Source organism: Mesorhizobium sp. M0136 (assembly GCF_040322515.1).
Classification (GTDB): domain Bacteria; phylum Pseudomonadota; class Alphaproteobacteria; order Rhizobiales; family Rhizobiaceae; genus Mesorhizobium.
In genome coordinates this window covers 16,616-38,795 of record NZ_JAMYTP010000016.1, presented here as the reverse complement: position 1 = coordinate 38,795, position 22,180 = coordinate 16,616, and the positions used below count along the sequence as shown (strand labels likewise).

Genomic DNA, 22,180 nt, shown 5'->3' with positions numbered 1-22,180 from the left:
CGGAGGTGGATATGGGCCATAGCGAGCACGTCGTTCATGTTCCCGCGGGTCGCGTCACGCTCGAGGGCAATCTGTCGTTGCCTCCGGATGCTCGCGGCCTCGTGCTCTTCGCCCATGGCAGCGGCAGCAGCCGCCACAGTCCGCGCAACCGCTACGTGGCCGCAAGGCTGAACGAGGCGAACCTCGCCACCTTCCTCGTCGACCTGTTGACGGCCGAAGAGGAGCGGATCGACCAGGTCACGGCCGAGTTGCGCTTCAATATCGGACTGCTCGCCGATCGGCTGGTCGGCGTCACGGATTGGCTCGGCGCCTCGCCGGATACGTCGGGGTTGCGTCTTGGCTATTTCGGCGCGAGCACCGGCGCCGGTGGCGCCCTGGTGGCGGCGGCCGAGCGGCCCGACCAGGCCGCGGCCGTGGTTTCGCGTGGTGGCCGGCCCGATCTCGCAGCGCTCGCCCTGCCGCGCGTCCGGGCGCCGACCTTGCTCGTCGTCGGAGGCGCGGACACGCAAGTGATCGCACTCAACCGCTCGGCGCTGGTGGCGCTCCGCTGCGAGAAGGAGCTCGCCATCGTCCCTGGCGCGACACATCTGTTCGAGGAGCCCGGCGCCCTGGACGAAGTCGCGGATCTCGCTACCCAATGGTTCTTGCGCCATCTGATTTCGGACAGATCGGCATCGACGTCCTGACAGCCGGGGCTTGGATCACCAGTCCCGGGATCATTTGCGTCCTCAACGCGTTATGATCCTCATAAGACCGCGCGCAGCTGCAACCCGAATGGCTGTCGCAACCCGTATGCGGGAGAAAGACAATGCCGGACAAGAAAACCATCGAGAAGGCCCGAAAGGACAAGCGCGAGGGCAAATCGCCGAGCACCCAGGCCGGCGAGTTCGTGCACGAGGAGATCGATAAAATCCGCCGCGGCGAGCACGGCGCGCGATCGACCCAGCAGGCCATCGCCATTGGACTTTCCGAGGCAAGACGCGCAGGCGTAGACCTGCCCCCGCCCAAAAAGGGCAATGTGAAGGAAAGCACGCGCAAGAGCGCCGAATACGCCTATGAGGCCGGCCAGGGCGAACGCACGCCGAAACGCCGCCCGCGGGTCTCGAAAGCCGTCTCCAAGGTGCTCGAGCACGAGCCGAAGAGCACGGCGTCGCACGAGGCGCTCTCGCAGCAGGCCAAGCGTGCGGCCTCGCGCCGGACGGCTGAGGAGCGCTCGGCCGCCGCGAAGAAGGCCGCCGAGACGAAAGGCGCCAGCGGAAGGAAGCAGGCGGCGCAGAAGGCCGCCAGAACGCGGGCACAGCACGCATAGTTCAAGGCGGCAGTTCGCCTCCTGGAAACCCGATATGGCCCAACGGCCGGCGAGATCGCCGGTGATAAACGCCTACCCCGCCACACCCCTTCCCGGCGCAGATAGTCCATCGTGCGCGAAATGCCTTGGCGCAGGATCGACGCCATGTCGTCGATCTGCTCGCGCGTGATGATCAGCGGCGCGACATGACGCACATATTGATCAGCGGCCTGACCAGCAGGCCGAGCTCGCGGCAATGCGTGTCGATCCCGCTCGGCAGCTTGATCCGCCTCGCTTATGACCCCGAGGCTCTGCTGTCGATGGCCGACTGAATAATTTTTCGGGCAGCAATGCGGCCGGCGACGATGGCGCCCTCGACATAGCCCGGAAATGACGGCGACAGCTCCGACGAGGCAAAATGGACCGGCGGAGCGCCCGCACGGATAATGCGTTCGGCATCCGTTGCCGTCGCATCGACGATCAGATCGCTGTAACCGCCGCCGCTCCAGCGATCCCCAGTCCAGTCGCGATAACTGAGATCGATAATGCCGGCCGCCTCGATACCGAGCGCCTGTTCCAGCCTTGACGTCACCTTTGCGCGTAACGCCGCGTCGTCCAGATCCCGCCAGCGCTGCGCCAGCGGCCCGCCGATGAAGACGACAAGTGCTGCATGATCCTCGTCGCTGCTGGCATCGCAGGCAAAAAGCCCGTGCGGGTCGCGCCACATCACCATGCCGCTCAAGCCCCTGTCGCGCCAGAAAGCCTTGGGGTAGCGTACCAGCATCTTGATCACCGCGCCGCTTTGCCAGACGCCTAGGGCCGTCTTCAGCACAGCCGGCAGCGGCGGCACGAAATCCACTCTCGAGGCCATCATCGGCGGTACGGCGACCAGTACCGCTCGTGCCTCGATCGCGCCGGCAGGCGACACGACGCGAACCCCTCCCGGCCCGTGCTCAATGGCCTCGACAGCTGTATTCAGCCGCAGTCGATCGCCGAGATCCCGCGCAAGATCATCCGCCAGCGAATGCATGGTTTCGCCCACGAAATACTGCAGCTCCGACACCTCATTGGTGATGCGGCGATCATTGTCGATCAAGTACCACAGCGGCAGCCTTTCCATTGCCAGGCACCACAGGCCCTCGATCATCGACCGAAACGCGGCCTTTGCATCGTCGGGATCGGCCTGGCGATCGAGCCATGCCGCGACCGTCGAGCCGGCAATGGTCGGGTCGTTCGGTGCGATCGCGTTCATCCGCTCGCGCATTCGCATCGCGGTGCCGTAAGTGCGCCCGGCTTGCGCCTCGCCCATTCGCGGCTGCGTGACGAATTCGCCTGCGACATGGGTCTCGACCAATGTCTTGCCGCGCGCTCGTACCAGCGCCATTAATTCCGGCATGTCTTCGCACAAGAACTGGCCGCCGCTGTCGATCCGCTCGCCGAGCCCGTTCTGCACAGCTTCGACGCGGCCGCCGACACGGTCGCGGGCTTCGAGCAGCACGACATCGATGCCGGCGTGGTCCAATTCACGCGCGGCCGACAGGCCGGTGAAGCCGGCGCCGACGATCGCCACATCGGCTCGTTCGATCTTGAACTTCATTAGCCGGCCTTGATCTTCTCGAATGTCAGGGGCCGGATCATTGTCTTCATTGCTGGTCCACCCTCTTTTTGATGGTTCACGCCGGCCTGGCACCGCGGGCTGCGAAGTTCGGATAGTGCTTGGGGAATGCCGCAGACAGGAACTCATTCGCGGCCTGCAGCGCCGTCTCGCGTGTGGCGTCCTCGGTGCCCATCATCAAATGCAGCCACAGACCATCCAGCATGGCGCTGAGCGCCAGCGCCATGACTTGCGGCTCATAGGCATAGAAGCCGCTCTGCTTGAGCGCCGCGCAAAGATCGATGAAGATGTTCTGGTAGACGGCATCGCGTGCGCTGCTCAGCGCCTGATATTTCGGTCGCGATTTGGCCTCGCCCCAGAAGGCACACCAGGCAGCCAGCTTCCGCTTGTTGCAGATCGAGCGGTCGAAATCGGCCGCCACCAATGCCTGCAGCTGGCGGGCGGGATCATCGCCGGCCCTTTGCAAGGCGCTGCGCCAATGCACCGAATACTCGTCATGCATGTATTGCAAAGTGGCGACGAGCAGCTTCTCCTTGCTCTCGAAATGGAAATTGACGATGCCGCGCGACAGGCCGGCGCCGTCGGCGACGTCGGCCATAGTTGTTTCCGAATAGCCGCGCTTGGCCAATGAATCGATAGTCGCTTCGATCAGTTGAACCTGCCTTGTCTCTTTCGACGCTTTGCGGCCGCGCTTATCGGAATCGCTTTTTCGCGCCGGTTCGAGGAGGGCTTCGCGCGCCTCTGTTGTCTTCATCGGGTAACGGTCTCCAGCATCGCCGGCTAGCCGACCGGCTTCGGCCGCGAAGATCAGTGGGGCGGTGTTTGCCACTGTCAAGCACCTTCTGCATGGCTGCCCATATTCGAATGTTCTCGTCGAGATTGCATCCTTGGAGAGAACGACGTCGAAGGCGCCATCGGCGAAAGGCAGCGATCCCGGCACGCGGACCAGATCAGCGCCGCCGAGTCCGCCTGCAGCGGACCTTGGGTCGAGATCTACGCCAGGCGCGAGCTGCAATATCAAAAGCTGCTGAAGCGTGCCAAACTGGTGCCGCGGCTGGTCATCAAGCTCGGCCGCCGCACTGCCAATCCGCCTGCGGATTTCTGAATATGGCCGACGACATCGACAGTCACGAAATCGACGCCGAAGCCGCCGAACAGTGGCAGCTGGTCAACACTCCGCTCGGCGAAAAATGGTCGGGCCGCACCCGCTATGCCGCGGCCATGTTCTTCTACAAGCGCGGCGAGATGAGGGCTGAAACGCTGGAGGTCTACCGCATTTGTGCGAGGCTGGATTCGACCGATCCGCTGCCGATCATCCGCGACCGCGGCATTGGCCAGGACTGGCTTAAACGCATGGGTTTCGAATAGTCCGCCTCCAAACTGTGTTCCGGATAAGCCGGCATCACCCGCTTAGCCGATGGTCTTCTCCAAGATGCCGAGCCAGTTGCGATAGGCGATCTTCTCGATCAGCGCGCGCCCGAAGCCGCGTGCCGCGAAAGCGTCGAGCAATCTTGGCAGGCCGGCAACGTCGCCTATCACGGCCGGGATCATAGCGCCGTCGAAATCCGAGCCCAGGCCGACGCCGTCTTCGCCCAGCGCCTGCAGTAGTGAATCGACATGGCGCACCATGATGTCGAGGCTGGTGTCGGCGTTCATCCTGCCGTCCTCACGCAGGAACCCGGTGGCGAAGTTCAGCCCGACCATGCCGCCGGAGTCGCGGATCGCGCCGAGCTGCCATTCGGTGAGGTTGCGCGAATGGCCGCAGATCGCGTGCACGTTTGAATGGGTCGCGACCAGCGGTGCGTCACTGATCTCGACGACGTCGCGGAAACCTTTTTCGTTGAGATGCGAAAGATCGATCATGATCTTCAGCTGGTTGCACGCTTTCACCAGCGCCTTACCGGCATCGGTCAGCCCCGGCCCTGTATCGGGCGACGAGGGGAAGCGGAACGGCACGCCGTGGCCGAAGGCATTGGGACGGCTCCAGACGATGCCGAGCGAGCGCAGGCCGGCTGCGTGGAGAACGTCGAGCAGGGTGAGCTCAGGGTCGATCGCCTCGACCCCTTCGATATGAAACACCGCCGCAATCGAGCCTTGCGCCATCGCCTTCCTCACATCGCCGGCGCTGCGGCAGACGGTAAGCGCCGAAGCCCGCTCCAGCCTGAACAGGATCGAGGCCATCGCTACGGTGGAGTTGAGCGCATCGGCGCGCGGAACCTCGGGCGGCAAGGGCTCGCTGTCGCTCGGCGCCAGCGGCACCGCACCGCGTTTGGATTTCTCGGCAGGCGGCGGGAAGATCGCGAACATGCCGCCGGCAAATCCGCCTTTCTTCGCGCGCGGCAGGTCGATATGGCCACCCGGCGTCCCCTCGACGAACAGCTTTTCGACGTCCGCATCCTTCGACTGGTAGAGCCTGAGCAGCGTGTCGTTGTGGCCGTCGAAGACGGGAACGAGATCGGATTCGGTCATGGGGGGCCATTCGGTTGAAGTGGTCGGGCCGCAGAAGGCGAGCCGGTTGTTGCCAATACTTAGGCAAGACGGGCGCTCTGCGCAAATCCCGCATGTTTGCCTTGTGTTTGTACGCCGCCAATGGTCGAAGGGGCACGCGGTAAAGCCGCGCACCCTTTCTCCTGTCATTCACCGAGGGGCTGTCTCTTACCGCTTCAGCACGTCCGCCCATTCCGGATGGCGGCGGAACTGAGCATTGGCGAACGGGCAAAGCGGGATGATCGTCTTGCCCGCCGCACGCGCATCCTCGACGGCACGGGTGACCAGGCGAAGTCCCGCGCCCTGGCCGCGAAACGCATCCGGCACTTCTGTATGGTCGATGATGATCTGGTGCTCGCCGATCTTGGTGAAGGTCATCTCCGCCTCGGCGCCGCCCGGCCCACGCAGCAAGTAGCGGCCCTTCGAGCCGCGGTCCTCCAGTTCAATCTCCGGCAATAGGTCAGACATGGCTTGCGGTCCTTTCATCCGACGCCACGGCGAACAACCGCCGCGCCGCCTCGATCTCGCCCGGCCGCACCTCATGGCCGCCGTCATGCCACTCGACTGTGACATCGGCGCCATCGGCGCGCAAATAGGCTTCGAGCCGCGCCGTCAAATTAGGCGGACAGATCGGGTCTCGCCTGCCGGCGGTGACCAGGATGCGGCTGCCGCCAAGGCTGCCCCTGACCTCCGGCTGGAACGGGATCAGCGGATGCATCAGCACCGTTGCGTCGAACAGCGACGGCTCGGCAAACAGCACCGAGGCCAGGATGTTGGCGCCGTTGGAATAACCGAGGCCTAGCACCGAAGATGGCTTTGCCGCCTCGACATGCGCCTTGACGAAGCCGGCCATCTTGTCCGTCGCTCGCGTGAGGTCGCCCATGTCGTAAACGCCCTCGCCGGTACGACGAAAAAAGCGTGCGGCGCCTTGTTCCGAGACATCGCCGCGCGGGGCAACGATCGTCGCTTGCGGCGCAAGATCGCGCCCAAGCGACAGAAGCTGATCCTCGTCGCCGCCAGTGCCATGGAAGACGAAGAGCAACGGTCCGCCCGGCGAACCGGGCAGCACCTTGTGAATATACGAATCCTTGCTCATAACCTTGCCCTCAGTCTTCCAGTTTCTGCAGATGCTGCTCGAGATAGGGCCGCAAATGCTGGTGTTGCGACGGCAGTTTCAGCGCCTCGCCGAGATGGGCGGTATCCTCGTCGCGGTCGAAGCCCGGCTCGTTGGTGGCGACTTCGAACAGCACGCCGCCCGGTGTGCGGAAGTAGATCGCCCAGAAATAATCGCGGTCGATCACTGGCGTCACCTGATAACCTGTATCGAGCAGCGCCTTGCGCACTTCGAGCTGCTTGGCGCGGTTCTCGGCGGCGAAAGCGACATGGTGGACCGAGCCGGCGCCGAGATTGGCGAAGCCGGCCCCTGGCAGCGATTCGATATCGACCACATCGGCGCCGTTGCCGTTCTTCACCGCCAGCCGCCTGACGTTGCCGGATTTGTCGACCTCCTCATAACCCATGAATTTCAGCAGCTCTTCGGTGGCGCCGCCATCTTTCAGCCTGAGCGACACCGAGTGGAAGCCGCGGATCGCCTCGTCGGTGGGGATGCCACCCTTGGCCCATGGCGCACGGCTGTCCGCTCTGTCCTCGACCAGCGCAAACCCGTCGCCGTCGGGACCGGCAAACGCAAGACGCTTCTCGCCGAACGTCTCCTCGCGTGACAGCCCGGTGACACCTTGCTCGGCAAACCGTTTCTCCCAATAGCCGAGCGTTCCCTCGGGCACCGAATAAGCGGTGGTGCCGACTTCGCCGACTCCATGGCGGCCTTTGCCGATGTTCGGGAACGGGAAGTAGGTCATCACCGAGCCGGGCGTGCCGACCTCGTCGCCGTAATAGAGGTGGTAGACGTCGGGTGCGTCGAAATTGACGGTTTTCTTGACCCGCCGCAGGCCGAGCGTCCCTGTGAAGAATTCATTGTTCTGACGCGCATCGCTGGCCATCGAGGTGACGTGATGCAGGCCTTTGACCTGGTCGAGCATATCTGTGGCTCCCTTCCTTGTGCCGGTGCGGCCCTTGCCGCTGTCCACGCGAATATGAGCATCCGCCTCCTGGCCGCAAAGGCGGCAAACACAGAATAGACTGTGCTGTTAAAGTGAACGACGAAGCAGGTTTTGTTCACCATTCGGCAAACTGGACCGGCTTGCATACTCGCCGAAATTGCGCTCCATGAGCGACGCATGTAGCCAGCATGAGGATACAGCGGTTGAGTGGAAAACGCCCCAACATTCTCCTGATCACCTGCGACCAATGGCGCGGCGGCTGTCTGTCAGCTGCTGGGCACAAGGTGGTAAGGACGCCGAATGCCGACGCGCTGGCTGCCGAGGGCGTTTTGTTCCGGAAGCACTATGGCGGCGCCGCACCTTGCTCGCCGGCGCGCGCCTGTCTCTACACCGGCCTTTACCAGATGAACAATCGTGTCTGCCGCAACGGCACACCGCTCGACGCCCGCCACGGCAACATAGCGCTCTGGGCGCGCGCCCTCGGCTATGATCCGACGCTGTTCGGTTATACCGACACCGCGCGCGACCCGCGCACGCTGGCGCCTGGCGACCCGCAGCTGAAGAGTTATGAAGGCGTGCTGCCGGGCTTTACCGTGCGCCAGCTTCTGCCCGAGCACCAGAGGCCCTGGCTGTCATGGCTCAAGGCGCGCGGCGTCGATGCCGGCGCCGGCTCCCCCGACATCCACCGCCCGGCGGGCGAAATCCTGGAAAACGACGGCGAGATCAGCAACGCCCCGCCAGCCTATTCGAAGGATGAGACGCCGTCGGCCTTCCTGGCTGGCGAATTCATCCGCTGGGTCGGCGAGCAGGAGCACGATGCGCCGTGGTTCGCGCACCTTTCCTTCATCAGCCCCCATCCGCCCTTCATCGTGCCGGCGCCTTACAACACCATGTACGATCCGGCCGTGGGCCCAGCTTTTGACCGCGCCGAAAGCTGGCAGGCCGAAGCAGCAAGCCACCCCTATCTCGCCTATGAATTAGACCGGCAGGAACGGTCGAAATTCCGCCCCGGCTCGGAGGGTAAGGTGCGCGACTGGAGCGACGATAGTTTTCGCCGCATCCGGGCGCTCTATTACGGCATGATCTCGGAGGTCGACGCGCAGCTTGGCCGTGTCTGGCAAGCGGTCAAGGCGGCCGATGCATGGGACGACACCGTCATCGTGCTGACCTCAGACCACGCCGAGATGATGGGCGATCATTTCATGCTGGGCAAGGGCGGCTTCTTCGACGGCAGCTTCCATATTCCGCTGATCATTCGCGATCCGCGCCGCCGCAAGGCTGCCGGCAGCAGTGTCGACCGCTTCACCGAGGCGGTCGATTTGGCACCGACCTTGCTCGAGCTCACTGGGCTCGAGCTCACCGGCGGCGAAGTGCTGCCGCATCTCGACGGCCGCTCGCTGGCGCCTTTCCTGGACGCAACGGAGCCGGACGATTGGCGCGATGCGGCGCATTGGGAGTTCGATTTCCGCTCGATCGCCGATGGTGATGCAGAACGCTATTTCAGTATCGGTCCGCGTCAGTGCAATCTCGCCGTCATCCGCACCCAAAAGTTCAAATATGTGAATTTCGGGGGCGGCCTGCCGCCCTTGCTCTTCGACCTGGAAAAAGATGCCGGCGAGCTGACCAACGTCGCTGACGACCCAGCCTATCTGCCGGTGCGGTTGGAACTTGCCGAAAGGCTGCTTGCCTGGCGGGCCGAGCATCTCGACCAATCTCTGGCGCTCGCCGAATTGACGGACAATGGCGTTGCCGGCCATGTCGCCGGCTTTCCCTCGACATAAACAAAGCCCGCGCCGTTGCCGGCGCGGGCTTATCTGTCGCCCTGTGTGGTGCTAGCGCATGATCATGCGCTGTTTGTCGCGGTTTTGCGCATAGCTGGCCTTGTCATAGGGGGCCTGCGCTTCGAGCTGCTCCTTGGTGAAGTTCGTGTAGAGATAGCGCTTGCCGTTCTTGTCGGTCATGAATTTCAGGTTGTCCATGCCGACCGCCACCTCCTTCTCGCCGACACCGAGGAACCCGCCGACATCGATAATGACTGCATCGACCTTTTTATCGGCGCCCAGCACGATATCGCCGATCTCGCCGACGTTGACATCGTTGGCGCCGTAAACGGTCGTTCCAACCAGATCCTCGGCCCGGATCTGGCCGATCGGCATTTCAGTCAACGTCGACTTGTCGATCGACCCGGTCTTGGTCTGGTCGGCCGTTGCGGGCGCTGGGGCGTTTTGAGCCGTCTTGCCGGCCTGGTCGGCGTTATTGGTCGTCGCAGTGTTGTTGGTCGACGCGGTGTTGCTGGCCATCACGGTAGGCGTGACGGTGGCAGGCGCATTGGCATCGTTCGAAGCAGTGGATGCCGGGGCCGGATCATAGGCCTTGCGGTTGAAGTCCGGCTGCGCCTGCAGCTCTTCCTTGGTGGTTTGCGCGACCAGCCAGCGATCGCCGTTCCTCTCGGCCCACTGCGCCTTGTCGAAATCATAGGCGACGTTCTTTTCGCCGATGCCGAGGAAGCCGCCGACGCCGATGATCAGCGATTGCGCTTTGGCTTCCTTGTTGATGACGATGTCGTTTACGTCGCCGATGTTTTGGGCGTCGTCGCCGGTGCCGTTATAGACGGTCTCGCCGATGATATTGGTGGCGAGATTGCCTTCGGCGCGCTTCACTGGCTCAGCCGGCGCGGCAGGCGCTGGCGTTGTATTCTGCGCGCTGGTCGAAGCCGAAGGGGCGGCGGGTGCCGCATTATCGGCCGAAGCTGGCGGCGGAGGCGGATCGTAAGGCTTCCGGTCGAAATCCGGCTGAGCCGTCAACTCATCCTTCGTCGTCTGAGCTATCAGCCAGCGGTCGCCGTTCTTTTCTGCCCATTGCATCTTGCCGTAGTCGAAGGCGACATTCTTGGTTCCGATGCCTAGGAATCCGCCGACGCCGATGACGACGGATTTTACCTCGCCGCGCTCGTCGAAGACGATGTCGCTGACGTTGCCGATATTCTGGGCATCGGCGCCGGTGCCGTTATAGACGGATTCGCCGATGATGTTGGTAGCAAGGCTGCCCTCGGCCCGTTGCACCGGAGCGGCTGGAGCGGGGTTCTCTGCTGCGGGTGGTTGCGCCGGCGCCGGGGTCGTCGCCGACTGCGCAAAGGCACCCGTCGCAATCAATGTTGCGACTGCTGTCGTGGTTAAAAGGGTGCGGATCATCTTAGTGTCTCCTCGTCGGTGATTTCGTGCACGCCCTGCCCGCCTGGCGTCACTGCGGGCGCAGCGTCTTCTGCATGTTCACAACGTTGTGACCACACTGTTGTTCCGAAAAAAGCCGTGGTGCACCCGGTACGATGTCTATGGTTCTCGGATTCACCGCGCTGGTCGAAAGGAACATTTTCTCGGCCGCGCCGTTCCACTCCCGGCTGGGACCCCGTCCCGGCCGGATAGGTGCTGGAAAAAATGGAACGGCCATGCGGTTTGCAGCGGTGCTGAACAAGGACGGCGGCACCCTGCGCACCATCGATATTGAGGCCTTCGCCAGTCGGATGCGCAGCACGCTTGAGACTGCCGGCCACTCGATCGATATCGAAATCGTTGCCGGCAAGGATATCGTCGCCACACTGGACGGCGTAGCTTCCAGGCGCGGCATCGACGCCGTGCTGGCCGGCGGCGGCGACGGCACCATTTCGGCCGCGGCAGCCCGTTTGATGAATGGGGAGAAGGCGCTGGCAATTCTGCCGGCTGGCACAATGAACCTTTTTGCGCGCGGCCTCGGTATTCCGCAGACCCTCGATGCGGCGCTGAAATCGTTTGCCGACGGCGAGGTGATAGCGATTGACATTGCAACAGCCAACGGCCGGCCTTTCGTGCATCAATTCTCGATCGGAATGCATGCCAGGATGGTGCAACTGCGCCAGAAGATGGAATTCGGCTCGCGGCTGGGGAAGATGCGTGCCTCGGTGCGAGCCGCTTGGGCAACGATCAACAACCCACCGGCAATGAACGTAACGCTGACGATCGGCGAGGCCGAGATCAAAACCCGGATCACCGGTATCGGCATCACCAACAATCTGTTTGGCGAGGGCCACCTGCCCTATGCCGATGATCCGGCAGGCGGCGTGCTGGGCATCTATGTCACCGTGGCACGGCGGCGCGGCGAATTGATCAGGTTCCTCTTTGACGTCGCCCGTGGGAAATGGCGCGGCAACGAGCATGTCGAAATCCATCAGGCAAACCGCGCCGTTTTGAAAATCCATTCGACGAACAGGAAAGTTCAGGCCGTCATGGACGGCGAACTGGTAAAGCTCGATCGCGAGACGACCGTCGAAATCCATCCGCGCGCGTTGAATGTTCTCGTCCCGGCGCGCGCCGCCGAGGCAAAGGTTGCCTGACGTGGGGTACCGTGATGTGGGGTTGCGTGATGCGAGCTGGCACGAGCGATGGGGAGAACCTAGCCGCTGGGCGTGTTGCCCTGTTCGGTCTTCGGCGTCTCGATCATCCAGCCGTAGATTTCGGCGACGCCCCAGGCGATAAAAGCCAGCAACAGCGCGGCGATCAGGATACGAAGGACATGCCGACCCCGCCGCCCTTGACGGGCTGTGTTTTCAGGAATGGTTTTTGGCATTGTCTGGCTCCATATTTGGCGCCGGCAGGCGTAACTGGCGGGGCGTTGGCTGGTAACGGTCCCCCGCAGCGAAAGTTCCGGCTCTGCAAGGCGGCAAACGGGCCGGTTGGCCTGATCAATCAGAGCCGGCCACTGGGGGCATAGTGGACGACAATAGCCAGAACACGCCGGGCCTGCCGGCCGATATTCGCCGTGTGGTGGGCGCCGCGGACCGTCTTGCCGTGCTGCACGGCCTCGACGCGCTGGACAGGGCTGCCGACCCTGATTTCGATCGTATCGGTGGTCTTGCCGCTTCGGCGATGCAAACGCCTGTCGCACTGATCACGCTGGTCGACGCCGAGCGGCAGTGGTTCAAGTCCTGTATCGGCCTCGACCAGACCGAAACCGCAACCGAGACATCGTTCTGTGCCTATGCCATCGCAGCCGGCAACGTGCCGATGGTGGTGGCCGACGCGGCGGCCGATCCGCGGTTCAAAGCCAATCCGCTGGTCACCGGCGAGCATCATATCCGCTTTTACGCAGGCGTGCCGATCATGATCGACGGCGCGCTGATCGGCACGCTGTGCGTGCTCGACCGGAAGCCGCACGCACATCCCTCCTCTGTCCAGCTCGACCAGTTGTCGGCGCTCGCTGGGCTCGCCGCCAGCCTGTTCACGCTGAAGGATGCAACCCGCAGCGCGGCGATCGCCAAGGCCGCATTGGTTCGAGAGGAAAAGCGGCGCGCTATCGCGCTCGATGCGGCTTCGCTTGCCAGCTGGGCATGGGATATCCGCAGCGACATGATCGAGTGCGACGTCCTGCTGCCCGAATTGTTCAACCTGCCGAAGTCGAACAGGCTGAGGGCGCGCGACATCCTGACCGCCATCGACCCGCGCGACGTTCACCAGACCGAAACACGTTTTCGCGACGCGCTGACCGGCAGCGATGACTATTTTGGCGAATACCGTGTCAGAGGCCTCGATCCGCCACGATGGATCGCAACGCGCGGCCGCGTCATAGAGCGCGACGGCGAGGGCAAGCCGACGCTGATCTTCGGCGTCAATTACGACATCACTGAACGCAAGCTAGGCGACGAACGCCAACGGCTGTTGCTGCGCGAGCTCAATCATCGCGTCAAGAACACGTTGGCAACTGTACAGGCGCTGGCCACGCAGACCGTTCGCCATGCCCGCCAGCCAAGCGAATTCCTCGGCGCCTTCAGTGCCAGGCTGCAGGCACTGGGCGTTGCGCACAGCCTGCTGTCGGACCGCGAGTGGCGGGGCATCGGCATCCGCGAGCTGGTGCAGATCGAGGTAAAGCCGTTCCAAGCCGCCGGACAATCGCGGATGGCGATCTCCGGCGCCGATGTCTTGCTCTCACCCGACCAGGCAGTCGGGCTCGGGCTGATCCTGCATGAACTGGCAAGCAACGCACTGCAATACGGGTCGCTCTCGGTTTCTTCCGGAAAGGTCGATCTCGATTGGAAGGTACAAGGGAGGAAGGGTGCACGGCGTCTGTTGCTGGCCTGGCGCGAAAGCGGCGGACCGCGGGTTGCGCCGCCCGAACGCCATGGCTTCGGCTCGATCCTGATCCGCCGCAGCCTGGCCAAGGTCATTTCCAGCGAGGTGACCCATGAATTCCGGCCGGATGGCGTTGTCGCCGAAATATCGATTCCGCTCGAAGATTTGTGACGCCGGCATTTTGCGACCGGCGCCAGAATCGTTTGCCCCGAACTATCCCCTCCGAACTATTCGCGTTTGCCGGTATCCGGATCATCCGAGCCGCGCTTCACGTTCTCGCGGTAGATGGCGTAGGCAGCGAGTGCTATCGCCGGGCCGAGAATGGCGCCCAACCCGCCCTTCGCCAGGCCACCTTTGCCCTTGAGCAGCGCCGGCAGCACGGCGAGTGCCGCAGTGATGCCGATAGCCTTAATGTCGGCGTTGCGTCGCTTCGCCCGGCGCCTGGCGCGCGAGCCGGCCGACATGCGGTAGACGAGCAGGATGAGACCGGCGATTGCCAGAAATCCGATCCCGAAGCTCAGGCAAGCTGCCATCGGCCCATAGCGTGCCGCCACCCAGATATAGGCCGCCCCGACGAGGAAGCCGAGGCCGCACAGCGCCGCGAGCGCTGCGACCGAATAGACAATCGCAGCGACGCGCACGCGCTGCACCGCCGCAATGGTTTCGCCCGAGGCAAGGCCCGAGATCAGCGATGCAAGCATTCCCATGCGTGCAGAACTAGCGGCGCGCGAGAAGCGCGAAGAGGAATCCGACGCCTGCGGCGATCGCCAGCGAAGTCACCGGTTTTTCGCGCATATGCGCTATCATCTGCGCCTCGATGTCCCTGGCGTTGGTGCGCAAGCTATCGAAGGCTGCCTCGCCCTGGGTTCGCAACTGCTCGACGCTTTCGGCGGCGACTCGCCGCGCTGCCCCGTAGCCATGTTCGCCAGTTTTGGCCAACAGCTTGGTAAGTTGATCGATGTCGGCCTTCAATTGTGCGATGTCGGCCTCAATATCGGAATTCGTGCGGGCTTCGTTCCCGGCCTTACCTGCGGCAGTCGCCATTGCTTCGCTCTCCATGATTTTGCTCGGTCGAAACGCCCGACAGACCCCAAGGTTCCGGCGCGAACCTCTTCTAACCCTATCTCCGGCAGCGCGCGTTGCAAATGCCTTGCATGGGCCGAGGCCGACGCATCCGCGCCGGCACGTCTTTTTTAAATGACAGCATGCCAAATAACGATCATGACTTCCCTCGTTTCACGATACGCATTTAAGGAGATATTGCTGCGTGCGCGCATCACTTGACGGTTTGCGGATTCTTATCCTGGAAGATGAGTTCCTGATTGCCATGGATATCGAGCAGCTTTGCCGCGACTACGGCGCGCTCAATGTGGTCATCGCCCGTGATCTGACTGAGATCGAACAGCAAGACGTTGCCGCGCAGTTCGATGTGGCCATAGTCGACCTCATGCTGACCGGCGTTTCGACGCTCCAATTTGCTTCGCGGCTGCGTGAAGCGGGCATCCCGTTCGTCTTCGCCTCCGGCTATTCGGATACGAACGAGATCAAGAAATCCTTTCCCGGCGTCAGACTGGTCACCAAGCCCTATTCGGGAGACGATCTCGTCGAGGCAGTGGCGGCGGCCTGCAGGCGAACGCCTCTCCGCTGAGGCGCGGAGCGGTTCGAACACGCCGCGCTTCACGCAGCCGTCGACCCGGTTACCTGAGCCGAAATTGCGTCCGGGCCATACTCGTCTTCACCGGAGATCTTCAGGATTTCCTGCAGCCGTGTGCGGGCGCGGCTGACGCGGCTCTTGATCGTTCCGACGGCGCAGCCGCAGATCTCGGCCGCTTCCTCGTAGGAGAAGCCCGACGCGCCGATGAGGATAATGGCTTCGCGCTGGTCTTCTGGCAGCAATTCGAGCGCGCCGCGAAAGTCTTCGAGGTCAAGCTGGCCGTGCTGGGCCGGGTGAACGGCAAGCCTGGCCGTCATGACACCATCGCTATCCTGCACCTCGCGGCCGCGCTTGCGCATCTGCGAATAGAATTCGTTGCGCAAGATCGTGAACAGCCATGCCTTCAGATTGGTGCCGGGCTGGAAGCTTTCATGCTTGTCCCAGGCCTTGACCAATGTTTCCTGCACCAGGTCGTCGGCCTTGTCGGCGTTTTGCGTCAGCGACACGGCAAAAGCCCGCAGGCTCGGGATCGAGCCGAGCAAGTCGGTCTTGAAGCCCTGGGAGACGGCCGCCATGCCTCAGTCCTTCTTTTGTACAGGTTCGGCCTTTTCCAACTGGCTGAGCAGTTGGGCGAAGCGATCCGGCACATTGTCGGAGACCAGCTCGTCGTAGTATTGTTTGAGTTTGCGGCCGATTTCCGAGTTCGGCCCAAGCGGGTCGCGGGAAACAGCCCGGCGCCCGTTGCCAACGCCACCCATGGTAGCTTTCGTCATGTTCTTCATTCGCCCTTTTGTCCCAGCCTTAAGCCGCCCTTCAACACATAACGCAAGGCAAGCGGCAGCCTTGTCTGGTTGCCCAACCCGCCCTTAAACGCCAGCCCATATACTTAGTTCCGCATGATCGGAACTTTTTCGCAGAACCTGCGTTTTCAACTCTGGGCCCTGCGAACCGTTTTTAGCTGTAACCTGCATCACGTCATATGAGGGAGACGTCCAATATGAGCCTATCAGCAACCATCGCTCCGCACCTGCCGTTCCTGCGCCGCTTCTCGCGCGCTGTATCCGGATCGCAGGAGAGCGGCGACGCGCTGGTCGCCGCAATGCTCGAGGCCATCATTGCCGATGTCGACATCTTTCCGAACGCATCGAACGACCGCATCGCGCTCTACAAGGTCTTTGCCAAGCTCTTCACCTCAGTGGCCATTCGCGTTCCGCAGGAGCATGCCCAGTCGGCATGGGAACAGCGTGCCGCGGCCAATCTGAATGCAATTGCGCCTCGTCCCCGCCAAGCCTTTCTGCTGGTCGCGGTCGAAGGCTTCAGCGAAGACGAGGCGGCGGAGATTCTCGACGTCGACGAACAGGAATTCTCCGAACTTCTCGCGCAGGCGAGCAACGAGATCTCCCGCCAGGTGGCAACCGATGTGCTGATCATCGAGGATGAGCCGCTGATCGCCATGGATATCGAGGAAATGGTCGAAAGCCTCGGCCACCGCGTCGTCGGAACGGCGCGCACCCACGCCGAGGCGGTGGCGATGTTCGGCAAGACGCGGCCAAAGATGGTGCTTGCCGATATTCAGCTTGCCGACGGCAGTTCGGGCATCGCGGCCGTCAATGAGATCCTGTCGTCCACCTCGGTGCCAGTGATCTTCATCACCGCCTTTCCCGAGCGCCTGCTCACCGGCGAGCGGCCGGAACCGGCTTTCCTCGTCACCAAGCCGTTCAACCCGGATATGGTCAAGGCTCTTATCAGCCAGGCCCTGTTCTTTGACCGGCACGCGAAAGCCGCGGCATGAACATCGGGCGGCCGAGTTGCCGCCGCCAGGGTGTGGGATAGCCACTCCTCTTGGACCAGATGGGGCGTGACGCCGGCTTAACACACGACAGCCAACTGCTGCCGAACCTGACGAGGACCTTTTCGCACACATCGCAGCAATTCGGGCCGCAACGATTTTCAGCATCGTCTTTTTCGGGAAATGGTGGAACAAACAGAGGCGAATCACGTTTTCACCGCAGCATTGGAAGGAGATGGATCATGCTTTACTGGGCGCTCGTATTTCTAGTCGTGGCGATTATCGCCGGTGCGCTTGGTTTCGGCGGCATCGCTGGCACCTCGGCCGGCATAGCGCAGATATTGTTCTTCATCTTTCTCGCCTTCCTGATCATATCGCTAATTGCCGGCCTGATCAGACGGGCGTGAATGCGAAGCGGCCATTCAAGCGAACACTGGAAGCCGCACCCCTCAAACGGTTTCCAGCCACCGCCGGGCAGTGTCCTCCAACGGGATGCCGCTCGGCGGACCGCTTTTTAGGGCTTGATCCGCAGCTCCTCCTTTTGGAACCCATTTTTCCCTGAGCCGTTCAGCCCGACGTGGGTTGAGCAAATTGACCGATGCGTTCCAGAGTCGGAAAAATGAAAGACCGCGGCCAGAGTGATGAGATTATCGCTCCGCATCCCGCCGAAAGCGGAATGCAGCTTGGCCGAGCCCTTCTTCACGCTTTGCACAATGCCGGGGTTTCCGTTCTATACCAAGATCGCGAGATGAAAACTGTGTGGGCGCGCAACATGCGCGCACCATGGACTTCCGCTGCCTCCGACAACAACGGCATCTTGCCGCCGGCGCAGGCAGAGCGTATCGGCGCTGCCAAGCACGACGTCATCGTCTCCGGCAATCCTCAACATCTCGAACTCAGCGTGCCGGCCGATGATGGCGCCCGCTGGTTTCAGGTGTGGATCGACGCCGACCGCAGCGACACCGGCGCGGTGCAGGGCATCGTGACCACGATGGTCGAAACAACCGAGCAGAAACGCCGGGAGCAGACGCTGAAGGCGCTGCTGCGTGAAGTCAGTCATCGCTCCAAGAACCTTTTGGCCATCATCCAGAGCATTGCCACCCAGACGGGCCGTTATTCCGGCAGCATTGACGATTTCCTGACGCGTTTCCGGGGCCGATTGCAGTCGCTGGCCTCCTCGCAGGACCTGGTCACGTCATCCAACTGGCGGGGCGCAGCGCTGCGCGAGCTGGTTTCCGGTCAGGTCGGCAGGTACGGCGCGGACCCCGTACACAGCCTGCGTTTCCGCGGCGCAAATCCATATCTCAACCCCAATGCCGCCTTGCACATCGGCTTGGCCATGCATGAGCTCGCCCTCAATTCGGTCAGCTATGGCGCGCTGTCGCGCAGCGACGGTTTCGTCGAGGTGACGGCGGATCTGACGGCAGCTTCCGCTGGCGAGCCTGCGCTGTCGCTGACATGGGCAGAGGCGATCGGAGCCAATGACAATCAGCGCAGCGAGAAGCGTTTTGGCAGCGTCGCGCTTGAACGCGTCGTACCCACATCGTTGAATGGAACGGCGACACTTGAGATCACCGGGAACCGCCTCGAATACCGCCTTGTCGTTCCTCACGGCAATTTCGAGACGGATTGAACGAGCAGCCGCCGCCGCGAGAAGGCTTCTGCGCATCGCAAACTTTAACCGACTGTTCACCATAAAGTCCGATCCTGTCCCACGTGTCGATCCATCGATTGAGTTTGGCACAAAATGAAAGGAATGGGCCTTGACGGCTGCCGACTTGAACAGACTGGAACAGGCCGCTCGTGTCTCGATGGGCGGTTTTCAGGATCCCGAAGCGTCCGCAGCGCCCGCGCCTCGTGCTTCGCCCCTCCGCTTCGCCGCCGTCGCGCTTATGGCCGCGATCGTCCTGACCGCAGCGTCCCAGCTGATCTGATCGAGTTCGCCTCTGCTTGATCGCTTTGAAACCACTGCCCGAGTACTCGGCCGTGCCCGTTCGCGGTCACCGACCTGCAGGGCCAGGCCCAACATCTCGTCGCCAGATGCCTTGCCGTCGATCCGGAGCTCGAGGGACGACTGTGACAGGATCGTCTGGAACGTGCGTCCCAGCGGCACGCTCGATGCGTCCTTGGAGATTTCCGGGTTCGTGGTAGCATCGAACGGCGCACGCCCCGAAAAAGACTATCTTAATCAACAATGAAATCGTGCGGGCAAAGGCCGAACTTTCATGCTAAATGGCGGCTGGAGCTTATTAAAGTGAGGACAAAAGTGAGGATGACTCCATGCGGAAGATGATTATTGCCATGGTTGCCGTGGTTGCGGTCAGCGGCTGCACCACCACGGAAGAGAACGTGGGTATCGGCACTGTGGGCGGCGCGCTCATTGGTGGCGCTGTCGGCGGCGGCAAGGGCGCTTTGATCGGCGCCGGCGCCGGTGCGATTGGCGGTCTGCTGGTTCGCCGTCTGCAAAATGGCTACTGCCAATACAGAGATCGTCACGGCCGGATTTACACAGCTCGCTGCAACTAGTTTCGAGCTCCAGGCGAACAGCAAACGCGGAGGCAGGCCACCTGTCTCCGCGTTTGCCCTTTGAAGCGCTGTTGCGACGCGGCCCACGAGAGGCGTTTCAGGCCGGCAGCGGAACCCTGATTTCCACGTTCAAACCATCTTCGCGAAAATCGCGCCTGATTGTGCCACGCAATTCGCGTGTGACGTTGAGATCGATCAGTCTGGTGCCAAAACCGCTCTTTGCCGGTGTCGCGAGCTTCTTCTGACCGGCCTCGCGCCAGTTGAGAGCCAATGTCCGGGCGCCGCTACCTCCTTCGAGCGACCAGTCGACCTTCAGCGCACCGACTGAATTGCCGGCTTCGCCATGCTTCAGCGCGTTCGTCGCCAGTTCGTGAAAGACGAGGCCGAGTGCCTGCGTCGTCTTTTCATCGAGAAGAACCTGCGGTCCCGACAGCAGCCCTTCAGGAAGCTCACTGCCGAACACCTGGCCTAGCTCGATGCGCAGCAGGTCGCCGAGATCGGCTTTCTGCCAGCGTGAGCGCGTCAGCATGTCCTGGGAAGCCGCCATCGCCTGCAGCCGGGCCGAGAAAGAAGCCGAGAATTCCTGGACGTCGGTGGTGTGCGATGCTGTCTGGCGCGCGATTGCCAGCACCCGCGTGATCGAGTTCTTGATGCGATGCTTCATCTCCTGCAGCATCAGGTCTTTTTCCAGCAGGCTCTTTTCGGTCGTTTCGTGAAGCAGCGAGATCGCCTCATAGGCCCGCTCCTGATAGCGGGCCACCAGCGCGATGGCGCCCGCAAGCAGCAGTCCGAACAATCCGAGCATCACTGGGATGGCGCGCGAGGAAGGTTGCGAGAAAGCACTTGTCGGCCTGAACAGGACGACCCACGGCCGCCCGGCGACCGTGATCTTGCGGGTGACCAGCAGCCTGTCGCCGAGGCTCGAAACAGGCGGCGTCTCCGATTGGAACAGCAGGTTGTCGCTGTCAACTGTGCCGTCATAGATCTCGGTGTTGACCGGCAGCAATGGTGCCCGACTGAGCGCAGCCTGGAACAGGTCACGGGCGCGGAAGGCCGCATAAAGGAAGCCGGCAGTCGAGGATCTCGTCGCGTTCACGGCGTCCGGCGCGGTTTCGACATTGAGCCGGACGAAGACGAGGAACCCGGTAAAGGTCTGCGCGGCACCCGTATCCTTGCCGAGCTGCACGAGCCCGCTGGCGTGCTGCTGATCGTCGGCCATCGCCTTTTCGATCGCCTCGCGCCGCGCCGGCCCGGTGAACATGTCGTAGCCGATGCTGGATTGGTTGGACAGATCCAGCGGTTCGAACAGCACGATGGGCGTACGCCACGGTAAGTTCGTGTCGGGGTAGATCGGATGGCTTGCGCCGTGATCGTGCAGGATGTCGCGCTCGACCGCCGCCTCGTTGCCAGTTTTCGCCAGGCGGAGGAAACCGATGCCGCGCAGGCCGGCGAAATTATTGTCGATGTCGAGCGCGTTGAAGAAAGCCTTGAACTCGCCTTGCGAGATACCGCCATTGCGCGCGTCGAACAGCGCTCGCGTTGAGCGCAGCAGCGACAGGTCCAGGTCGATGCGGCTTTCGATCCGGTTAAGCGCGTCGTCCGCCGTCGCCTCGAATTTTATGCGGGCCGCCTCCTGGGTGGCAAAATAGGCAAAGCCCGCCATCGTCAGGCTGATCAGCGCGACGGCGATAAAAGCGACGGTCGGAAACAGCTTCTTCAATTGCTGATACGTCCCGTGGACGGTTCGGCATCTTTATGGGCAAGTCCCGACGCCAACACAATGGCCAAGCCAAAGCATGGTGACGGCTGGCACATTTTGGCGGCTTGTGATTAGCCGGCTAATTCTCGTTCATGCGGCGATCTTCAGCGCGCCCGGCCCCGGAATGGCGCCGGGTGGGCACTTGCCGAGGATGATCATGCCGAGCACTTCGTCCTGGGTGACGTCGGTTGTGCGCGCCGTGCCGACAACCCGACCGTTCTTCATGACGCAGACACGGTCGGCAAGCTCGAACACGTCGTGAATATCATGGCTGATCAGGAAGATGCCGATGCTGTCGGCCTTGAGCTGCTTGACCAGTTCGCCGACCTGCGCCGTCTCTTGCGGCCCGAGTGCCGCCGTCGGCTCGTCCATGATCAGGATGCGAGCATTGAACAGGATGGCGCGGGCGATCGCCACCGACTGCCGCTGGCCGCCCGAAAGCTTTACCACCGGCTCCTTGAAGCGTTGGAAACGCGGATTGAGCCTGCCCATCACCTTGCGCGCCTCGGCCTCCATGGCGACGTCGTCGAGCGTACCCCAGCCGGTCATTAGCTCGCGGCCGAGAAAAAGGTTGGCGGCCGCATCGACATTGTCGGCCAGCGCCAGCGTCTGATAGATCGTCTCGATGCCGTACTTCTTGGCGTCGCGGGGGTTGGAGATCGAAGCCTCCTCGCCGTTGACAAAAATCTGGCCCGCATCGCGCTTATAGGCGCCGGACAGGATTTTTATCAACGTCGATTTGCCGGCACCGTTGTGGCCGAGCAAAGCCATCACCTCGCCCGGGAAAAGATCGACCGAAGCATCGTCGACGGCGCGAATGCCGCCGAAGGCGATCGAGATGTTGCGCATGTCGATCAGCGGCGTGCCCGTGGGAGCGGTCTTGTCGGCCATGATCGTTCCTCCT

26 protein-coding genes and 1 pseudogene are annotated in these 22,180 nt (G+C 62.5%); 12 read left to right on the top strand and 15 right to left on the bottom strand.

Annotated features, from left to right (window positions below):
• Positions 1 to 11 precede the first annotated feature (11 nt).
• Positions 12 to 686 (top strand): dienelactone hydrolase family protein, encoded by a 675-nt coding sequence (locus NKJ35_RS19810; RefSeq protein WP_352649268.1) that lies wholly within the window; start codon positions 12 to 14, stop codon positions 684 to 686.
• Positions 687 to 808: 122 nt separating this feature from the next.
• Positions 809 to 1,309, top strand: coding sequence for a DUF6496 domain-containing protein (locus NKJ35_RS19805; protein ID WP_352649267.1), 501 nt, complete (start codon positions 809 to 811; stop codon positions 1,307 to 1,309).
• A 74-nt stretch (positions 1,310 to 1,383) separates the two neighbouring features.
• Here the strand turns inward: NKJ35_RS19805 and NKJ35_RS19800 are convergent.
• The 3 genes and pseudogenes from NKJ35_RS19800 to betI all read right to left on the bottom strand — a co-directional run.
• A pseudogene (locus NKJ35_RS19800) lies at positions 1,384 to 1,556 on the bottom strand (aspartate aminotransferase family protein); the annotation flags it as partial.
• Positions 1,557 to 1,583: 27 nt separating this feature from the next.
• Positions 1,584 to 2,885: a flavin monoamine oxidase family protein gene (locus NKJ35_RS19795; RefSeq protein ID WP_352649266.1), complete on the bottom strand. Its 1,302-nt coding sequence runs from the start codon at positions 2,883 to 2,885 to the stop codon at positions 1,584 to 1,586.
• Between the two features lie 76 nt (positions 2,886 to 2,961).
• Positions 2,962 to 3,657: a transcriptional regulator BetI gene (gene betI, locus NKJ35_RS19790; protein ID WP_352649347.1), complete on the bottom strand. Its 696-nt coding sequence runs from the start codon at positions 3,655 to 3,657 to the stop codon at positions 2,962 to 2,964.
• A 353-nt stretch (positions 3,658 to 4,010) separates the two neighbouring features.
• Here betI and NKJ35_RS19785 point away from each other — a divergent pair, with 353 nt between their 5' ends.
• Positions 4,011 to 4,271 carry a hypothetical protein gene (locus NKJ35_RS19785; RefSeq protein ID WP_352649265.1) on the top strand — a complete coding sequence of 87 codons (261 nt, stop codon included), beginning with the start codon at positions 4,011 to 4,013 and terminating at the stop codon, positions 4,269 to 4,271.
• Between the two features lie 42 nt (positions 4,272 to 4,313).
• On the opposite strand, the gene NKJ35_RS19780 is transcribed toward NKJ35_RS19785, so the two are convergent.
• The 4 genes from NKJ35_RS19780 to NKJ35_RS19765 form a co-directional block, all read right to left on the bottom strand.
• Positions 4,314 to 5,372, bottom strand: coding sequence for a dipeptidase (locus NKJ35_RS19780; RefSeq protein WP_352476217.1), 1,059 nt, complete (start codon positions 5,370 to 5,372; stop codon positions 4,314 to 4,316).
• Positions 5,373 to 5,558: 186 nt separating this feature from the next.
• Positions 5,559 to 5,858, bottom strand: coding sequence for a GNAT family N-acetyltransferase (locus NKJ35_RS19775; RefSeq protein ID WP_352476216.1), 300 nt, complete (start codon positions 5,856 to 5,858; stop codon positions 5,559 to 5,561).
• A complete protein-coding gene (locus NKJ35_RS19770; RefSeq protein ID WP_352649264.1) occupies positions 5,851 to 6,486 on the bottom strand; it encodes an alpha/beta hydrolase in 636 nt (211 codons plus the stop codon). Before NKJ35_RS19770 ends, NKJ35_RS19775 begins: the two co-directional genes overlap by 8 nt.
• A 10-nt stretch (positions 6,487 to 6,496) precedes the next feature.
• The gene (locus NKJ35_RS19765) at positions 6,497 to 7,429 is read right to left on the bottom strand and encodes a VOC family protein (protein ID WP_352649263.1); all 933 of its coding nucleotides are present in this window, start codon (positions 7,427 to 7,429) and stop codon (positions 6,497 to 6,499) included.
• A 209-nt stretch (positions 7,430 to 7,638) separates the two neighbouring features.
• Between NKJ35_RS19765 and NKJ35_RS19760 the strand changes: the two genes are divergently transcribed.
• Positions 7,639 to 9,231: an alkaline phosphatase family protein gene (locus tag NKJ35_RS19760; protein WP_352649262.1), complete on the top strand. Its 1,593-nt coding sequence runs from the start codon at positions 7,639 to 7,641 to the stop codon at positions 9,229 to 9,231.
• Between the two features lie 51 nt (positions 9,232 to 9,282).
• On the opposite strand, the gene NKJ35_RS19755 is transcribed toward NKJ35_RS19760, so the two are convergent.
• Entirely contained in the window at positions 9,283 to 10,641 is a 1,359-nt protein-coding gene (locus NKJ35_RS19755; protein ID WP_352649261.1) for a PRC-barrel domain-containing protein, read from the bottom strand.
• A gap of 254 nt (positions 10,642 to 10,895) precedes the next feature.
• Here NKJ35_RS19755 and NKJ35_RS19750 point away from each other — a divergent pair, with 254 nt between their 5' ends.
• A complete protein-coding gene (locus NKJ35_RS19750; RefSeq protein ID WP_352649260.1) occupies positions 10,896 to 11,816 on the top strand; it encodes a diacylglycerol/lipid kinase family protein in 921 nt (306 codons plus the stop codon).
• Between the two features lie 59 nt (positions 11,817 to 11,875).
• Here NKJ35_RS19750 and NKJ35_RS19745 read toward each other — a convergent pair whose 3' ends face one another.
• On the bottom strand, positions 11,876 to 12,049 hold the full coding sequence (locus NKJ35_RS19745; RefSeq protein ID WP_352649259.1) for a hypothetical protein: 174 nt from the start codon (positions 12,047 to 12,049) through the stop codon (positions 11,876 to 11,878).
• 143 nt (positions 12,050 to 12,192) lie between these two features.
• Here NKJ35_RS19745 and NKJ35_RS19740 point away from each other — a divergent pair, with 143 nt between their 5' ends.
• Positions 12,193 to 13,719, top strand: a complete 1,527-nt coding sequence (locus NKJ35_RS19740; RefSeq protein WP_352649258.1) for a sensor histidine kinase — start codon at positions 12,193 to 12,195, stop codon at positions 13,717 to 13,719.
• A 56-nt stretch (positions 13,720 to 13,775) separates the two neighbouring features.
• On the opposite strand, the gene NKJ35_RS19735 is transcribed toward NKJ35_RS19740, so the two are convergent.
• Both NKJ35_RS19735 and NKJ35_RS19730 read right to left on the bottom strand, forming a co-directional pair.
• Positions 13,776 to 14,255: a hypothetical protein gene (locus tag NKJ35_RS19735; protein ID WP_352476207.1), complete on the bottom strand. Its 480-nt coding sequence runs from the start codon at positions 14,253 to 14,255 to the stop codon at positions 13,776 to 13,778.
• Positions 14,256 to 14,265: 10 nt separating this feature from the next.
• A complete protein-coding gene (locus NKJ35_RS19730; RefSeq protein WP_254816582.1) occupies positions 14,266 to 14,592 on the bottom strand; it encodes an ElaB/YgaM/YqjD family protein in 327 nt (108 codons plus the stop codon).
• Positions 14,593 to 14,875: 283 nt separating this feature from the next.
• Between NKJ35_RS19730 and NKJ35_RS19725 the strand changes: the two genes are divergently transcribed.
• Positions 14,876 to 15,196, top strand: coding sequence for a response regulator (locus NKJ35_RS19725; protein WP_502904653.1), 321 nt, complete (start codon positions 14,876 to 14,878; stop codon positions 15,194 to 15,196).
• A gap of 29 nt (positions 15,197 to 15,225) precedes the next feature.
• Here the strand turns inward: NKJ35_RS19725 and NKJ35_RS19720 are convergent, their stop codons facing one another.
• Together NKJ35_RS19720 and NKJ35_RS19715 are read right to left on the bottom strand one after the other, a co-directional pair.
• On the bottom strand, positions 15,226 to 15,777 hold the full coding sequence (locus NKJ35_RS19720; protein WP_023678544.1) for a sigma-70 family RNA polymerase sigma factor: 552 nt from the start codon (positions 15,775 to 15,777) through the stop codon (positions 15,226 to 15,228).
• A gap of 3 nt (positions 15,778 to 15,780) precedes the next feature.
• Positions 15,781 to 15,984, bottom strand: a complete 204-nt coding sequence (locus NKJ35_RS19715; RefSeq protein WP_352649256.1) for a NepR family anti-sigma factor — start codon at positions 15,982 to 15,984, stop codon at positions 15,781 to 15,783.
• A 215-nt stretch (positions 15,985 to 16,199) separates the two neighbouring features.
• Between NKJ35_RS19715 and NKJ35_RS19710 the strand changes: the two genes are divergently transcribed.
• From NKJ35_RS19710 to NKJ35_RS19690, 5 genes are all read left to right on the top strand, one after another.
• Complete coding sequence (locus NKJ35_RS19710) at positions 16,200 to 16,994, top strand: response regulator (protein ID WP_352476204.1); 795 nt, start codon at positions 16,200 to 16,202, stop codon at positions 16,992 to 16,994.
• 239 nt (positions 16,995 to 17,233) lie between these two features.
• The gene (locus NKJ35_RS19705) at positions 17,234 to 17,398 is read left to right on the top strand and encodes a DUF1328 domain-containing protein (protein WP_023678541.1); all 165 of its coding nucleotides are present in this window, start codon (positions 17,234 to 17,236) and stop codon (positions 17,396 to 17,398) included.
• Between the two features lie 191 nt (positions 17,399 to 17,589).
• Complete coding sequence (locus NKJ35_RS19700; protein WP_352649255.1) at positions 17,590 to 18,624, top strand: sensor histidine kinase; 1,035 nt, start codon at positions 17,590 to 17,592, stop codon at positions 18,622 to 18,624.
• A 130-nt stretch (positions 18,625 to 18,754) separates the two neighbouring features.
• Positions 18,755 to 18,925: a hypothetical protein gene (locus tag NKJ35_RS19695; protein ID WP_352476202.1), complete on the top strand. Its 171-nt coding sequence runs from the start codon at positions 18,755 to 18,757 to the stop codon at positions 18,923 to 18,925.
• Positions 18,926 to 19,271: 346 nt separating this feature from the next.
• Positions 19,272 to 19,517, top strand: a complete 246-nt coding sequence (locus NKJ35_RS19690) for a YMGG-like glycine zipper-containing protein (RefSeq protein WP_006328050.1) — start codon at positions 19,272 to 19,274, stop codon at positions 19,515 to 19,517.
• Positions 19,518 to 19,614: 97 nt separating this feature from the next.
• Here NKJ35_RS19690 and NKJ35_RS19685 read toward each other — a convergent pair whose 3' ends face one another.
• Together NKJ35_RS19685 and NKJ35_RS19680 are read right to left on the bottom strand one after the other, a co-directional pair.
• Complete coding sequence (locus NKJ35_RS19685) at positions 19,615 to 21,237, bottom strand: CHASE domain-containing protein (protein ID WP_352649254.1); 1,623 nt, start codon at positions 21,235 to 21,237, stop codon at positions 19,615 to 19,617.
• A gap of 129 nt (positions 21,238 to 21,366) precedes the next feature.
• Complete coding sequence (locus NKJ35_RS19680; RefSeq protein ID WP_352649253.1) at positions 21,367 to 22,167, bottom strand: ATP-binding cassette domain-containing protein; 801 nt, start codon at positions 22,165 to 22,167, stop codon at positions 21,367 to 21,369.
• Positions 22,168 to 22,180: the final 13 nt, after the last annotated feature.